Source organism: Lacinutrix chionoecetis (assembly GCF_053604665.1).
Map to the genome: position 1 here is coordinate 76,200 of NZ_JBSHNQ010000073.1, position 14,109 is coordinate 90,308.

11 protein-coding genes are annotated in these 14,109 nt (G+C 36.3%); 4 read left to right on the forward strand and 7 right to left on the reverse strand.

The genetic code is table 11. The features are described 5' to 3' along the window. Positions 1-41: 41 nt before the first annotated feature. The 4 genes from ACVC43_RS06870 to ACVC43_RS06885 all read right to left on the reverse strand — a co-directional run bounded on the left by ACVC43_RS06870 (position 42) and on the right by ACVC43_RS06885 (position 6,243). The gene (locus ACVC43_RS06870) at positions 42-608 is read right to left on the reverse strand and encodes a helix-turn-helix domain-containing protein (protein ID WP_144665642.1); all 567 of its coding nucleotides are present in this window, start codon (positions 606-608) and stop codon (positions 42-44) included. A gap of 2 nt (positions 609-610) precedes the next feature. Further along, positions 611-1,807 carry a TolC family protein gene (locus tag ACVC43_RS06875; protein ID WP_144665644.1) on the reverse strand — a complete coding sequence of 399 codons (1,197 nt, stop codon included), beginning with the start codon at positions 1,805-1,807 and terminating at the stop codon, positions 611-613. Positions 1,808-1,929: 122 nt separating this feature from the next. Then, positions 1,930-5,682: an efflux RND transporter permease subunit gene (locus ACVC43_RS06880; RefSeq protein WP_219360335.1), complete on the reverse strand. Its 3,753-nt coding sequence runs from the start codon at positions 5,680-5,682 to the stop codon at positions 1,930-1,932. Between the two features lie 141 nt (positions 5,683-5,823). After that, a complete protein-coding gene (locus ACVC43_RS06885; RefSeq protein ID WP_144665648.1) occupies positions 5,824-6,243 on the reverse strand; it encodes an HYC_CC_PP family protein in 420 nt (139 codons plus the stop codon). A gap of 229 nt (positions 6,244-6,472) precedes the next feature. Between ACVC43_RS06885 and ACVC43_RS06890 the strand changes: the two genes are divergently transcribed. Genes ACVC43_RS06890 through ACVC43_RS06905 form a run of 4 tightly spaced genes read left to right on the forward strand, consistent with a single transcriptional unit; the run spans position 6,473 to position 12,526 of the window. Continuing rightward, on the forward strand, positions 6,473-7,771 hold the full coding sequence (locus tag ACVC43_RS06890) for a hypothetical protein (protein ID WP_144665650.1): 1,299 nt from the start codon (positions 6,473-6,475) through the stop codon (positions 7,769-7,771). Continuing rightward, the gene (locus tag ACVC43_RS06895) at positions 7,744-8,424 is read left to right on the forward strand and encodes a condensin complex protein MksE (protein WP_452223819.1); all 681 of its coding nucleotides are present in this window, start codon (positions 7,744-7,746) and stop codon (positions 8,422-8,424) included. The genes ACVC43_RS06890 and ACVC43_RS06895 overlap by 28 nt, the downstream gene beginning before the upstream one ends. Next, positions 8,424-11,594, forward strand: a complete 3,171-nt coding sequence (locus ACVC43_RS06900; RefSeq protein ID WP_144665654.1) for a hypothetical protein — start codon at positions 8,424-8,426, stop codon at positions 11,592-11,594. Before ACVC43_RS06895 ends, ACVC43_RS06900 begins: the two co-directional genes overlap by 1 nt. After that, a complete protein-coding gene (locus ACVC43_RS06905; protein ID WP_159259736.1) occupies positions 11,591-12,526 on the forward strand; it encodes a hypothetical protein in 936 nt (311 codons plus the stop codon). The genes ACVC43_RS06900 and ACVC43_RS06905 overlap by 4 nt, the downstream gene beginning before the upstream one ends. A gap of 44 nt (positions 12,527-12,570) precedes the next feature. Here the strand turns inward: ACVC43_RS06905 and ACVC43_RS06910 are convergent, their stop codons facing one another. The 3 genes from ACVC43_RS06910 to ACVC43_RS06920 all read right to left on the reverse strand — a co-directional run bounded on the left by ACVC43_RS06910 (position 12,571) and on the right by ACVC43_RS06920 (position 14,082). Continuing rightward, positions 12,571-13,098 (reverse strand): D-Ala-D-Ala carboxypeptidase family metallohydrolase, encoded by a 528-nt coding sequence (locus tag ACVC43_RS06910; protein ID WP_144665658.1) that lies wholly within the window; start codon positions 13,096-13,098, stop codon positions 12,571-12,573. A 145-nt stretch (positions 13,099-13,243) separates the two neighbouring features. Then, positions 13,244-13,567 (reverse strand): hypothetical protein, encoded by a 324-nt coding sequence (locus ACVC43_RS06915; protein ID WP_144665660.1) that lies wholly within the window; start codon positions 13,565-13,567, stop codon positions 13,244-13,246. A 38-nt stretch (positions 13,568-13,605) separates the two neighbouring features. Next, positions 13,606-14,082, reverse strand: coding sequence for a hypothetical protein (locus ACVC43_RS06920; protein WP_144665662.1), 477 nt, complete (start codon positions 14,080-14,082; stop codon positions 13,606-13,608). Between the last annotated feature and the right edge of the window lie 27 nt (positions 14,083-14,109).

Here is a 14,109-nt window from a genome sequence, read left to right on the forward strand (position 1 = left end):
TATTGATATTCAATTTGCTGTGTTATAATTCTGGTTCATATCTATATAATCTTGTCTAAAGGATTTCTAAAATTTTTATGACCATCCTTATATTCGCTTAGGCTCATCCCTGTCTCACCCTTAAATTGTTTGCTTAGATGATTGACGTTGCTGTAATCGAGCAATTGGCTTATTTCTGTGAAATTATAATGGGGTGTTTGGATAAGTTCCTTGACCTTTTCTATCTTCAGTTTGATAAAATATTTTTCAATAGTGATGCCCTCGGTAATGGAAAACACCTTGCTGATTTTTGAATAGTCCTTTTGTAATTTATCCGCAAGAAAATCGGATAGCTTACCATCAATTTCAAGGGGCATTACATTCAATAACTTTATCAACTCAATTTTTACTTGCTCGGTCAATTTATCCTCAGTAGAAGCGATGAGTGCAAATCCATTTCTTTTTAAAATTTCGGTAAGTATGCTCAATTGTTCTTTTTCATTCATATCTAATCGAAGCCTACCCAACTCAATATCCAACAGACTAATGTGAGCCTTAAACAGTTCATCTTTTAAGACCTTGATGCAGCGGTCACACACCATATTTTTTATGTAGTAATCCTTTGCCATCGTTAGTTGATTAGGTAATTAATAATTGACTGCTGTACATAATATTGCTGCACAGAAGCTATTTGTTCCATCTGAAATTTCAATTGCAGTTCCTGTATATCGAGCACATCGTTAAAATCTATCGTTCCCGTTTCATAATTCTTGATAAGAATTTGCTCGGCATCTTTTGCTTGCTTTAAATTCTTAGTTTGGGTATTGAATTTAATTCGCGCCTGGTTGCGTTGGGATATCGCTTTCGCGAAAGCGGATTCCAAAACATTAAATCGTTGCTCTTTTTGGGTTTCGATTTCCTGTTGGCGTATCTCATTTTGCCTTGATATAGACTTGTACCTATTATTAAAAATGGGTATAGAAACTGAAACCATAGGCATCAACACATCTTTACCGTTGTCTATAGGATTCATATCGCTACGTTCTGTAACTGGCAAGTAGTCCACACCAAAGCCAATCATAGGTAGGCTCTCACGTTGATTGAGCAATTCTGATTGTGCTATGGATTCGTAGAGCTTATCGTATTTGAGCAGTTCAGGATTGAGTGATAAAGCTTCCGTACCGTATATAGGGTCACTATCTGGAATTTCCATTGCTGGAACTAAATCAACCGTCCTATTTTCATCCCGATTGAGAAGATTATTGAATGTTGTTTGTTCTGCGCCAAATTCCTCTTCCAATACCTCTCTTTGCTGCTGTAATTCATTTTGACGAATCTGTAATCGCAATACATCTACCGCAGATGCCTTGCCCACTTCTACCGAAGTCAGTGCAAGACGCTCATAAGTTTTTAATAGTTGGATGTTCTCGTCGAGTACCTTTTGCTTTGCTCTTGTTTCATACAACCTGTAATAGGATTGCGCTACTGATAGCGCCAATTTTCGTTTGGCGATTGTGATTTCCACATATTCAGCTTCGGCTATTGAAGTCGCATAATTTTCACGTGCGGTAACGGTACCAAACCAGGGCAACATCTGTTTTACACCTATCCGAGCTCTTTGTGCGCCCACCCTTGTTTCTGGCTCACTTACAAAATAGCCTGCGCTTACTTCCGTATTAGGTAGCCAGTTTGCTTCATTGACCTTTTCTTCGGCAATATTGTAGCGTAGTTCAAAAGCCTGAATTTCTGGATTGTTACTTACGGCTTCTTCAATATAGCTTTGTAGTTGTTGCGCCTGCCCGCTGATTGAAATCAGTCCAATGCTCATTATTAGTAGTGCGTTCAGATGGGCTTTCGCACTTCGTCGTAGTACATATTGAGCGTAGTCGAAATGCTCAGCATAAACTTCAGCGGAAACAAACAAAAGACAGATTATGATTTTAATATTTTTCATTTGTTTGCTCTTTTAAGTTGGTATTCTTTTTTCCAGCTATATAGAACTGGTAAAAGGAAATAAGATGTGACGTCGATTATCATTCCGCCAAAAATGGGGATGGCCATCGGTATCATAATGTCGCTTCCTTTTCCTGTAGATGTGAGTACTGGCAACAATGCCAAAACTGTGGTCACAGTCGTCATCAAACACGGTCTTATGCGTTTTCCTGCCGCTTCCAATGTCGCGAGACGTATGCCTTTTTTACTGTCTGGCTCGTTGCTTTTAAATGATTGGTCTAAATAGGTTGCCATTACAACACCATCATCAGTCGCAATACCGAAAAGGGCAATAAAACCGACCCAAACGGCCACACTTAAATTGATGGTTTTCATATTGAACAAGTCCCGTAGGTTCTCGCCAAAAAAGCTGAAATTGAAAAACCAATCCTGACCGTATAACCATATCATTATAAAACCACCTGCAAAGGCTACGGCGATGGCTGTAAAAACCATAAGCGACGTAGAAACCGACCTGAATTGGAAATACAAAATCAAGAAAATGACCAGTAAACAAAGTGGCACAACTACCGATAACGTTTTTTCTGCTCGCAATTGATTTTCGTACGTTCCCGTAAATCGGTAACTGATTCCTTGTGGCACGACCAAATCGCCATTATCGATTTTCTGTTGAATGAGCGCTTGTGCATTTTCCACCACATCGACTTCGGCAAAGCCATCGAGCTTATCAAACAGCACATACCCAATCAAGAAGGTGTCTTCACTTTTAATGACCTGTGGGCCTTGCTCGTAACGAATATCGACCAGTTCGCCCAAAGGAACCGGACTTCCAGTTGACACAGGAACATAGATACTTTTTAAGTCTTCTGGATTTGCACGCAGCTCACGTGGATAGCGTACACGCACACCATAGCGCTCACGTCCTTCTACTGTTTGGGTAAGTGGCATACCGCCCACAGCAACCTGAAGCACTTCCTGAACATCCATAATGGAAATCCCATAGCGTGCCAGCTGGTCTCGTTTAATATCAATCAGCAAATAAGGTTTACCCACAATGCGGTCTGCAAAAACAGCTTGTTCTTTAACGCCTTCGGCTTGCTTTAAAATATCTTCCAGTTGAAGTCCAAAGTTTTCTATGGTTTTTAAATCTGGTCCTTTTACTTTAATTCCCATCGGTGCTCGCATACCCGTTTGTAACATCACGAGCCTCGTCTCGATGGGCTGCAACTTGGGCGCAGAAGTCACGCCTGGAAACTTGGTCACTTGTACGATTTCATTCCAAATGTCATCAGGACTGCTGATTTCCGGTCGCCAATTTCGATAATATTCGCCATTGTTATCTTCAATCAATTCATTGCGTGTTGCACTTGTTTTGAGTTGTGAAGCTTCATAGTTTGCATCATCATCGATTTCATTATTGGGGTTAATAATGAACTTGTCATTTTTCAGCACAAATAGACCATCATCGTTTACACGGTAGCGTTGTCTCTCGCCATTTTCATTTCGCATATATTCAGACTTGTACTGAATCACGTTTTCATACATTGAGAGTGGTGCAGGGTCGAGGGCAGATTCTGTCCTACCTGCTTTTCCCACTACAGTTTCAATTTCAGGGATGCTTGCCACGGCCATATCCAGCTGTTGCAAGACACGTTTGTTCTCTTCGACACCAGCGTGCGGTAAGGATGTAGGCATCAAAAGAAATGAGCCTTCATTAAGTGCAGGCATAAATTCCTTCCCTGTGTTACGCATTATGACCACACCTAAAATCAGCACCGTTGTTGGAATGATTAAAAACAGGTATCGGTTTTGAAGTGCCCAGCGTAAAATGCTGTCATAGTATCTTCGAAAAACTGTAAACACACCAAGCAGTCCAAAGCAGATAATCGCTACAAAAATCAAATTCATTAGAATACTGCGGTCAAAACCAAGTGGTCGCCAGTATTCGGCGAGTAGGAAAACAATAGCAACACAGGAAATAATAATATGGATGAGATTAGCTCGTTTTTCTGTAATTCTATCCCTTACGCTCAAAAGCGCAACAACACCGTAGGCAATCAAAATGAGACCAAGCCAATAGCCATAAAAGATGGCTGTGATACCAAGGACAATGAGAATACCATTAATAAGGTACTTTGAGCGTTCCATTAGGTTACTTTTCTTAAAAAGAAACGCGGCAAAAGGCGGTATTAAAAACAGCGCGATTACAAGCGATGCAGCAAGTGCCATTGTTTTTGTAAAGGCGAGTGGTCTGAATAGTTTTCCCTCAGCACCTATCATTGTAAACACAGGTAGAAAACTGATAATCGTTGTGAGAACTGCGGTCAAAATTGCACCAGAAACTTCCGCAGTTGCGTTGTAGATAATTTCGTTTGTGGTGTATTCTATTCCGCTTTCGCGAAAGCGTAATTTTTTATCTTCCAGATGCCTAATCATATTCTCGGCGAGTATGACGCCCACGTCAACCATTGTACCGATAGCAATGGCAATTCCTGACAAGGCAACAATGTTAGCATCTACATTAAAGAGCTTCATTGTTATGAAAACCATTAAAACGGCAACAGGCAACAGACCAGAGATTAGAATGGATGCACGTAGGTTAAACACCATTACGATGATGACCAAAATGGTTATCAGGATTTCAAGTGTAAGGGCTTCATTGAGCGTATGAAGTGTTTCCTGAATAAGTTGAGTGCGGTCATAAAAGGGAATGATAGTCACTTGTGAAGTACGACCATCTGCCAAGGTTTTTGTGGGTAGTCCAGATGATAATTCGGCTATTTGATCTTTTACATTATTGATAACTTCCATTGGGTTAGCACCATAACGAGCTACCACGACTCCGCCAACCACTTCGGCACCTTCTTTATCTAAAATACCGCGGCGGGTCTGTGGTCCCAAATGAACATTAGCGATGTCTTTGATTCGTATAGAAGTAAAATTTTCAGAAGCGACTACTGCATTTTCAATATCTGCAACAGATTTTACATACCCTAAACCACGAACAAGGTATTCGGCTTGATTAATTTCCAAAGTCTGCGCACCGATGTCTTGATTACTTTCCTTGACAGCTTTTACAATATCGGTCAAGCCGATGTTGTATTGCCGCATTTTTTCAGGATCAACATCCACTTGGTATTCCTGGACGTACCCACCAATTGAGGCTACTTCGGAAACACCACTTGCCGAAGACAATCCGTATTTCACATAATAATCCTGTATGCTGCGTAACTCCTGTAAATCCCAACCGCCAGTTACGTTGCCATCTTTGTCGCGACCTTCCAGCGTGTACCAAAAAATTTGACCCAAGCCTGTAGCATCAGGACCCAATGCGGGGTTTACACCATCGGGCAATAGATTTGCAGGAAGTGAATTGAGTTTTTCAAGAATACGGCTACGCGACCAATAGAATTCTACATCTTCTTCAAAAATGATATAGATACTTGAAAAACCGAACATTGAAGAGCTTCGGATGGTCTTAACACCAGGAATTCCCAACAATGACGTTGTAAGTGGATAGGTAATCTGGTCTTCGATATCCTGTGGTGAACGCCCTTGCCATTTGGTGAAAACAATTTGCTGGTTTTCGCCGATGTCTGGAATGGCATCAACAGCTACAGGATCAGTTGGTAAAATACCTGTTTCCCAATTGAAGGGTGCGTTAACTACTCCCCAACCTACGAATAGGGCGAGTAATATTACGGCGACAAGTTTGTTTTCTATGAGAAATTTTATGCTTTTATTTAGCATACGATGTGATTATTAAACAGTTATAGAAATATGCTTTGGTTTGCTCTCAGTACAAATGAGAAACAACAAAACGTGCCCAAAACGAATGTATCGCCGGGTTTTCCAGTTACAATTACATTGCTACTGGTACTGTTTAATAAATCAAATTAAGAATGTCTGGTGCAATACCTGCAAGTCCCGCCTTACGAATGGGGGCGAGTGATCTGAGAAAGAGATCTCTTGTGATTCAGTTCCTTCAAAGAGACTGATATATGAGTAAGCAAAAGAGGCAACGAATATTTGTTGCTCAAACGTAAGTTGTGAAAAATCCTGTTTTAAATCGTCTTGACCTTCAATAATTAATTGTTCATTTGAGCAACAAGATTTTTTAGAAATCATTGAGTTAGAGCAACTCTTAGCAGGTTCAGCTTTTTCCATTCCACAAGTCTGAACATCTTGGATGAATGAAAAATCTACTAACGTATCCCCACAATAGTGCATATCCACACTAAATGACATTGTGGTCAGTAGAACCACAACAGCCATTACAATTGCCATTGATTTGTGGATAATTTGTTTCATTTATTGCAAAATTAGCAAATATTTTAACATAAATGTTTGTTTTAACGAAATGTTGTGTAATGGTGAAAAATCACATTTTCGATAAATAAGAGTAAATCACAATCAAATTCTTTTATTTTAGTGAGCTTAAACAATTAAATATTAGCACGCTATAGACTTCAATTTAACAGACATAAACGCATCATATTCAAGTCTTATCCCTAAAAAGACTGATGGTATAACCGTTTATATGCTCCATAAAAAAATCATAAATAAACAGATTAACAAGCACTTTACCTATAAAGATATTGAAAGGTGTATTAAGGATGTGGCTTTAATGGAAAGCAGTAGCATACCTCATACTGATCCTATTGTAGATGGTTTGTTGAAGTACTATTTAGAACATCCAAGAGAAGAACGCTTTAAATATGCGCTTACCGACTTTGCACTTAAGTTCGTTAAGCTAATAGATAATAAACTATATAGCCCGTATGCAAAGTTTCCACTACGTGACACTTTCAAAAAACTTGCAGACTTTACAGCTTCAGATATTAAAAGTATAGATGATTTTAATAGATGGTATGAGTTTAATTTTGAAGGTAATAGCGGTACTGTAATTATAGATCATTTAGAGTCCTTAAAAGATTACGTTAATAAAGCTATTGACGAACTCAATATTTATATCAATCAAGACCAAGATTCGGCATTAAAAACAGCTGAGAATGTTTCCATATTATTTGAAAAAATTACTGCAAAAAGCGACGAGATTAAAGACACTTTACTAATAAGTAATAGCCTTGACGAAGAAATAGAACAGGTCGTTGACTATTTTTTAAAAAGAAAAAACAGCCTTCCTGACACTAAAACGCCTGAACAGAAAGAAACTCATAAAAAATTAAGAGAAGAATACGATAGAGCCGTTCAAATTAAAAAGAAGGTAGATGAGTTTTTTGTTGAAGTAGAATATAAATTAGGACAATTATTAGATAGGTCAGCTTACGCAAGCACTCAATTAATAACGGTACAAGATAATTTTAAAAATAAATCGGCAGTTAGAATAAATGTAAAGCGTTTTTTAAAATTCACATTAGAACAAGCATCCTTCTCAAAAAAAGATGGTATTACATTGTCTGAAAAATTCCCTTTGAAATCTATTGTTTCTGAACGTTTTAAACACGTCGGTTTGGTTTATTATGAAGAGTTTGGTATTCAGAAGAGCTATGTTATTGAACCTAAAGTTAATGAAGCACACCTAAAGTCACAAATCTCAAAATTAGATACCGAACTAACTCGTCAAGAGAATACCGCCAAATGGGTAAATCACTTTAAAAATCAGTTAAGCAACGATGGGGAAATTGATTTTAGCAATCATTTTTACGAAATAGCATTAAAAGAAAATGATGCCTTAATAGCACTTAAAGTAGGATTTGAACTTGTAGAGTTTGCTAGACATAATAACGGTTACGAAATTAAAATAGACAGAGAAATCCCCAAGTCATCTCTGTCTCAAAATATTGCATTATGGAAAATGAAAATAATAAAGAAGTAAGTCAAAATTTTTCGTTTTTTAAAAACGCAGATGTTCAAGAATATTTTGCAGATTTAAATATTGAACTACTATCTGGTAGACATATTCAAAACGATAGATTTTATCTCTATAAACTACTTAAGGACTATTTGAACGAGCTTTCATATTATTATGAAAAGGTATATGGTTTAGAACTAATAATGGAAAGTAGAGAAGACTCAAAATACTATTACGTAGATTATCCTGATGCATCCAAAGGAGCACTTGCTAACCCATCCCGACACAAAAAGCTAACGCAAAAACAAACCTTGATAGGTATTATACTACTTAATATGTATTATGAGCGATATTTTGAAAGTAAAAAAGAAGTACGCTTTGCAGATATAAAAAAGGAGATTAAAGAAAGTGACAATAATATTTTGTACAAAAAATTATTTTTTAACAAAGTACAAGACGATTACTTGGAAGGCGACTGGTCATTAAAGGTTATTAAGCCATTTAAGAGTGTACTACGAGAATTTAATAAGTTGGGATGGATTACAAATTTAGCTGTAGAAGATGGCGAAGATATACACTTTGTATTACGAGAACCAATTATTAGATTTCAAAAATTGTATGAAAAAGAAATTACAAACTTCACAGAGTTTAGTGAAAAATACCTTAGCCAATTATAATGATAGAATATCCAAGAATTTTTTCGCTATCCACAGTTGGTGTGAGAAAGCACTATAATCAAGACTACTTATTACATCAAGTAAGGACTGATTTTACCGGCAACAATGGTATCGGTAAATCGCTTATAGCAGACTTATTTCAACTCATATTTATTGGTCAAAAGAGCAAAATAAGTTTTGGCACCGAGAGCTTCAAAAATAAAGACAGACATATACATACTATACCTTATAATACTGATGATGCTTATGTTTTTATACATATAGAATTTAAGAAAAATGAATTTATAACTATTGGCACTAATATAGGTAATAAGCGTAGCAGGCCGTTAAAGTCATTCTGGATATTAAATCAAGCCTATAATGATAATGACAGAAAAGACCTTGAAACTTTAGCACTTCACGCAGATCAGTTAGCATATAGTAAAGATTTTTTAAAAGATGGTCAATTTTTGCCCATTAACCAGCTTGCAAGGCATCTTAAAAAGAATAAAAAAGGCTTTCTAAAATCCTTCACAGATTTAGAAGATAAAAAAGAATACTATGAGTTTTTATATACTAATGAGCTTTTGCCTATAAATCTTGCGATTGATGAAAATATGGACGCTTTCGCGAAAGTGATACAATCCTTTTCAAAAGCAAACTCATTAGATACGGAGAGCGATAAAATTTTAAAGGATTTTCTTTTTGAGAATAGTTTGGATAAGCTTGAGACCAAATACAAATCAAACAAGGAGAAGCTTGAAAAACTTATAAATGAATACAATGAGCTGGACGAAGAAATACATACTATTGAGTTAAAACAAGAAGTATTAGGTAATCTTAAAGAGTTAGAGCAATTAAAAAACGATGCGCAACAAAATTATCTAACAGCTGAATACCATAGTAATTATTCGCAATACGAAACTGTTGCAAATAAATGCATAGGAACTTCTAATAAAATTGAAAAAGAGACAGATATCATTAGTAACCTAAAATCAGATCTACCAAAAATTTCTAAACAAATTGAAATTACAAAGTCAGATTATGACACCTATTTTAAAGCTCAAGAATCCTTTACAAACTATAAAAATCTCTTTAATGCAAGAGCAGAAAAATTAGCAAGTCTTGATCAGCTTCAAAAAATGAAGCTACCTGAAATAGATCAAGCAAATTTAGTTAAGATAAATATTGATGAATACAATCACCAGTCAATCATTGATAGGGTAAATAAACTTAATTCTGATTTAAAAAGATACGGTACGATTGATAAAATAAATGAGAAGACATCATCACAGCTAAAAATTATTGCAGACTACAAAGCAGTCAAGAGCTCAGAGCTTGCTGACTTAGAAGCACTCAATCGTATTCTATCTGCTGGAGAAGATGGTTCCTTAATCGCACAGATTTTAAAAGACGGTAACAATCTTACTAAAGAACAGGAAACTGTACTGTTCGGATTGCTTAAAAATGTGGATTGCGGAAAACCAGATAATCCTACTAAAGGAAGTCAATACACTAAAGATAGTTCTCTCTTAAAATCTGAAAATATTGAAGAAGATAAGGTGAATTCCGGTTATTGGTTTGCAATAGGTGCTTTACGAACCTTTGTACCTTACTCTAATGATAAACAGATATTTGCTGATACTGCTAAAATGAATGATGCTAAGAAAAAAAAGCAGAATGCAATTAACGAGCAAGTAAAGTCTATCAATAATGAACTTGGCGAAATTTTAAAATTTGAGAAAGGAGATCCTTACGATTTGTCAGCGGTTGATGAGCTGAAAAATCTTAATAAAGATTTTAAAGACTTTTCCTTATACGAAAGGTCAAAAATAGCAATGAGTATTGCCGAAAGTCTTTCTACTAAAATTACTCAAGACCAGAAAGACTTGGAGCTATCGTTGCGAGAATTAGAAGCACTTGAAAAGAAAATTCCAATTGAAATTACATATGAAAAAATAGACGATCAGTTAACATCTTATATTCAAAAAGTAGCTGCTAAAAAGTCTGTCCATACAGATTTGCAAAACAAACTTGAGACTTCAAAATCAACCATAACCCAAAAGGAAGAAAATTTAGTCACACTTAAAGCGTTGCTTGACTCACAGGAGAAAGAACGCGATGAGCTAAAGAAAAAGTATGAGGGTGCGCTTATTATCTTTAAAACACGTTTTAGTCAGTTGCATATTCAGGATTTTGTGCCTACTAATATCAATCAAGTGAATGTAGAAAATCTTCAAAAATTATATAACACAAATAAGGACAATTACATAAACGCTTATGGTAAAGCATCATCCCGATTCGATACGACCAAAGATGATTTAGAAGTAAAAAACCAAATGGATGATCAGAATTATTCATTTGCGGTTTTAGAATTAGTGTTATTAGGACCAAAAATAAAACACACTGAAAATCTTGCCCCAGCACTTAAAAAATCTAATCAAAACAGAACTAAAGTAATGCAGGCCATTACGCAGGCGATGCTTCGTATATTCAAATTGACAAAAACAAAGTATCAAGACTTTGAAAAGACAGTCGAAGATTTGAATGATTTTTTTAACGAGCGACTAATTAGTGACAAGTACCATTTCAAAATAGATTTTACGCCAAATGAAACATTCAAAATAGATTGGATGAAGAATCTACAGTCGTCCACTCAAGCCGCTTACTCGGAAGGAGAATTACAATTTTCAGACTCAGTAGAGAGTTTTGTTGAAAAGATATTTGCAGAAACAACCTCCTACAATGAGAAGATAAAATTTTCAGACCTATTAGACCCAAAAACTTATTTCGATTTAAGTACCAGATTATTAGACAAAGACGGCATTGACCAGACAGGAAGTACAGGACAAAGCTATACAGCGATTGTATTATTAGGTATTGGCAGACTTTCAATTGTGCAAAAAGAAGATAGAAAAGGTGTCAAATTTTTAATACTTGAAGAAGTCTCTAATATGGATAAGGGTAACTTTAACACCTTTCCAAATATTGCAAAAGAGTTTGGATATCAAATGTTGACAATGACACCAGAACCTTATGGCTCTAACGAAGACGAAGGCTGGTATTTACATCACTTAATTGAAGGTTACGAAGATGTTAATATCAATTATGCACCGCCAAGTAGCTATTTTAAAACTAATGAAGCCAGACAAGATCTGTCAGATTACTTAAATAATGTAAATGACCAATGAATTGGGTAACATTAAAATCATTAAATGAACTTTACAGAAATAAAGAAACCAAGATTAAGGAAACTTTAATCAAAGATTCATTATTTCAACACTTGCTGAATGATACCCAAGAAATCAAAGAAGGCTATAAGGTTTATTATTCTGATGATGAAGATTTTTTTGAGATGTATGAAGAAGAGTATCTAGAGAAGTTTAATCAGTACTACGCATTTTTAGAAAACAATCAACTTTTAAAACCTCAAACCAGATTTGAAGAAGCAGATATCATAGAGCTAATGGATATGAAACGTCGTATGGACAGCGGCGAACTTTTGCCAATTAGAAATCAAATAATGCAAAATGAGGAAACCGTCAGGAATGTGTCTTCTATGTTTTTCAAAAATGAAAAATATTTAATTGGTAAGAAAGCTTTAATTGATGCCGTTAAACAGATGCTTCAAATTGATGAGCTTGCTGATGATAGAGATCAGCAATATATGTATCGTTTAGAATGTGAAGATCCTAAGTTAATTATTCTCTGTGAAAATTTAGACTTTTTAAAGAGACCTTCATTACCTAGAAAATACGGTTATGAACTTTGGTATGCTGGAGGGAAAAACATTGAAAAACTAAAATATTCCTATGACAGGAACTTGCCTATCTACTATTCCGGCGATTGGGATTATGATGGTCTACTTATTTTCAATATGGTTTGTAAACTTATTCCACAAATTAAGCTTCTTTATCCAACAGCTAGTTCTAAAAGCATCCTGAAATCAGAACACAAAAGTCTTTGGATGGACAGGGATAACCCTTCTAAATACTCCAATCTTAGTGTGAAGAATTTAGATAATAGGCACAAAGATATTCTAGTTAATTTAATAAAGAAAAATCACTGGATAACTGAAGAGGACAATCATCTTAAAGAAATGGTTACTTTGATTCAAGATTAGAATGATGTCACTTTACCAAAGTCATCAATAAGCTCTTCTGGCTATTACACAAAAGGATTAACCGCCGCAGCAGTTCCACTAGGATAACCCCAAGCCACATATTGTGATTTACCTTCATCTACATCAAGATGAACAAATGTATTGCCTACACCTATGCGTTTAAAACCCACATCACGCGCGGCCATAACCAGATTGTTGCGAATTGTTCTAGAAGAAGCTCTTATATCTACAGCTTTACAAGTAGGCATTTTATGAGAAGAGTTGCGCACGCCACCTACTTTACGATTGTGAGCGTCACTACGTGCTCCAGAGTTTATCCAACTGAAGATAGGATAACCGGTCTTTACCGAGAGATTGTGCAGCATCGCTATAAGACGTCTATCCATACAATTTCCAGAACCAGGTAAATCTGGACTGTCAAAGACTGAGAAATCCACAGCGATTCCGTTTGGCTTATATAGTCTAGATTTTGAACGCGACTTGCTAAATTTATAAGCCAAAAAAGCGCCACCCATAAGTAGCGCCATTGTGCCTAATCCTATATAAATATGGCGGTTGTCTTTAATTGCCATTAAGCCTTGTCTTTACAGTTGCAGGGCTTCTTTGTCTGCTGACTTTCTTTATATCTCAAATAAAGATCAGAACCTATTTTAATAGCACTTAGCAAGGTAAATGCGGCAAAAATGTAATTGAGTGTATTACTTCCTTTATCTACATTCATAAAATCTTCTTTTTATTGTAAATCTGAATTTCGGCTTCCAGCTGTTCGATGTATTTTTCTAGCTCCGTGATACGATCACGCTGTTTAGTAATCGTGCGTGACATTGCGGTATTCTTATTCTCGAGCTGGCTGATGCGTTTTTCCATTTTTTCAGACCATTGCACCCAGTTGGTCACAATGCTGTCGTTAGCCTGAGCATTAATGTGCCGTATCTCAGCATTTTTCAGTTTGCGCTGGATATTATAGTGCATCAATAACTCTATGAGCTTCCAGAAGCCCGTAGCACCTAATACAATCGCAACAATTTCATAAACATTCATAATTTGGTTTTTTACGCTTTCGCGAAAGCGTACTCTAATTAAAATTCATCCCTTGGTCTTGGCTCGTCTGGTGGTAAAATCAACTCTCCACCACGAATTCCAAAATCCACATAGCGTAATGGAAGCTCCGCTAAATAAGGGTTCACATTGAGTATCACGTGATCTTCACTATCTACAAAAGTCCCGTAGAGAAACAATCTACCATCTGCATCTATCGCGTAGTTAAAGGTGTTTCCCTTTTCGGTCTGGCAGAGTCCGTAGTAATCAGATTGATCTGTTACTAAGGGTGCTGGTAAACTTACCTGCCAGCCTGCTATCTCAAGTTGTTTGGCATCTCTAGCACGTAGGCGAATATCCTTCCCGACAACTAGATTTGCATTAATAACCGAGTACCGATTGCGTACTGGCGAGTGTAGCAAACTTGGCCCTAAATGCTCTGGCTTTACTTCTAAAATCTCTTGTGTATTTTCTATCGATTTTGTCTCTTTTGAAACACTATCACTTTGATATCCCATAATTAGTTGGCTATTAATATTCCTGAA

What these genes read in the sequence shown, in the direction of transcription:
- ACVC43_RS06895 (WP_452223819.1), top strand. Translation starts at nt 7,744, where the DNA reads ATGGAAAATGAAAATAATAAAGAAGTAAGTCAAAATTTTTCGTTTTTT.
- ACVC43_RS06890 (WP_144665650.1), top strand. Translation starts at nt 6,473, where the DNA reads ATGCTCCATAAAAAAATCATAAATAAACAGATTAACAAGCACTTTACC.
- ACVC43_RS06885 (WP_144665648.1), bottom strand. Translation starts at nt 6,243, where the DNA reads ATGAAACAAATTATCCACAAATCAATGGCAATTGTAATGGCTGTTGTG.
- ACVC43_RS06920 (WP_144665662.1), bottom strand. Translation starts at nt 14,082, where the DNA reads ATGGGATATCAAAGTGATAGTGTTTCAAAAGAGACAAAATCGATAGAA.
- ACVC43_RS06910 (WP_144665658.1), bottom strand. Translation starts at nt 13,098, where the DNA reads ATGGCAATTAAAGACAACCGCCATATTTATATAGGATTAGGCACAATG.
- ACVC43_RS06875 (WP_144665644.1), bottom strand. Translation starts at nt 1,807, where the DNA reads ATGAGCATTGGACTGATTTCAATCAGCGGGCAGGCGCAACAACTACAA.
- ACVC43_RS06880 (WP_219360335.1), bottom strand. Translation starts at nt 5,682, where the DNA reads ATGCTAAATAAAAGCATAAAATTTCTCATAGAAAACAAACTTGTCGCC.
- ACVC43_RS06900 (WP_144665654.1), top strand. Translation starts at nt 8,424, where the DNA reads ATGATAGAATATCCAAGAATTTTTTCGCTATCCACAGTTGGTGTGAGA.
- ACVC43_RS06870 (WP_144665642.1), bottom strand. Translation starts at nt 608, where the DNA reads ATGGCAAAGGATTACTACATAAAAAATATGGTGTGTGACCGCTGCATC.
- ACVC43_RS06905 (WP_159259736.1), top strand. Translation starts at nt 11,591, where the DNA reads ATGAATTGGGTAACATTAAAATCATTAAATGAACTTTACAGAAATAAA.
- ACVC43_RS06915 (WP_144665660.1), bottom strand. Translation starts at nt 13,567, where the DNA reads ATGAATGTTTATGAAATTGTTGCGATTGTATTAGGTGCTACGGGCTTC.